Source organism: Psychrobacter sp. AOP31-B2-9, from assembly GCF_052378005.1.
Taxonomy (GTDB): Bacteria; Pseudomonadota; Gammaproteobacteria; order Pseudomonadales; family Moraxellaceae; genus Psychrobacter.
In genome coordinates this window covers 1-1,091 of the sequence record NZ_JBQSXG010000285.1, presented here as the reverse complement: position 1 = coordinate 1,091, position 1,091 = coordinate 1, and the positions used below count along the sequence as shown (strand labels likewise).

Below are 1,091 nucleotides of genomic sequence, written 5' to 3'. Positions count from 1 at the left end.
AATTTTTTTGTCCAACTGTTGCACATGCAGCGCTGCAGCTAAAGCAAAACCACCGAAGAACAAATAAATAGTCGGACTAGCAAAGCTCTGTAAACCAATTTTGGCGTTGAAATCTGGGATACCAATCAACGCACCCACTACAACCACTAATAGCGCTGTAATTGTAACGTGCAGTGCTTCTGTTAGCCAAAGCACACCAATGAAAAACAACAATGCAAGACCTTTATTAGCATTGATATCAAATGGCAAAACATTATAGATAATCATAGCGACAATCGCCGCAATAGCGACAACCACTAGCCCTTTACCAGTTCCTTTTGGAAAGGTATCGGTAAATAAATACTCATTGCCATCACTAGGTAGATGGCTGTCTAGTTTTTGTTCTGACATAAAACGTCCTTATTTACTCAAAGACAATGTGAAAATACCTTACATTGAATGGGCACTGTAGTAATCACTTTGTCACTTACCCAAAAAAATACGTGGCTATCATAACAGATATATAACAGAAAAATGACTTGACGAAGAACTTAATAAGTTCCTATCACATTATTATGTTGATAAAAAATCAAGACCCAGATTAGAACAATCAGTGCCTGCATCGTATTCAACTTATATAAACTTGCTAATACTAATGCCAAATAAAATCAGTTAAAACAATAGTGATGTTGGTTACACACCGTCACTAAACATGCTCACACTCTACCTGTACAAGAATACCTCGGACTCTCATACTTACTATCAGTTCAAATTAAACACTAAATATCAATGGTAAAATTCACGAACATATTTCCACTAGATTTTACGCCAGAAAGTTAATAAAAACAAACAGGAGCACATGATGACGAACGCAAGTAAAACAGATTCAACCACTAAGATGGCACCTAAGGACATCAATCAAGACGGTTTAGCCAAAGAAGATCAGCAACGTACTGATGATTCTGCACTTGATATGATGCAAGGTATGCATGAACATGAAGATCATAAAGAAGAAGGTAATAAATAAGTTACCGCTTTACGTTTACAGTAAAAATAATAGGCGCTTATCATTATGATGAGTGCTTTTCTCGTCTTGGCTCTCTTTTTTCTGG

General features: G+C 36.4%; 1 protein-coding gene and 1 pseudogene. One reads left to right on the top strand and one right to left on the bottom strand.

From position 1 onward, the window contains the following. Positions 1-390 (bottom strand): annotated as a pseudogene (locus tag ACT3SX_RS15210) (anion:sodium symporter); the annotation flags it as partial. Between the two features lie 448 nt (positions 391-838). Between ACT3SX_RS15210 and ACT3SX_RS15205 the strand changes: the two are divergent. Beyond that, entirely contained in the window at positions 839-1,006 is a 168-nt protein-coding gene (locus tag ACT3SX_RS15205) for a hypothetical protein (protein WP_192519465.1), read from the top strand. The last annotated feature ends 85 nt before the right edge of the window (positions 1,007-1,091 follow it).

Bases quoted from the DNA above. Each gene is read 5' to 3' on its own strand.
- ACT3SX_RS15205 (WP_192519465.1), top strand. From the start codon at position 839: ATGATGACGAACGCAAGTAAAACAGATTCAACCACTAAGATGGCACCT.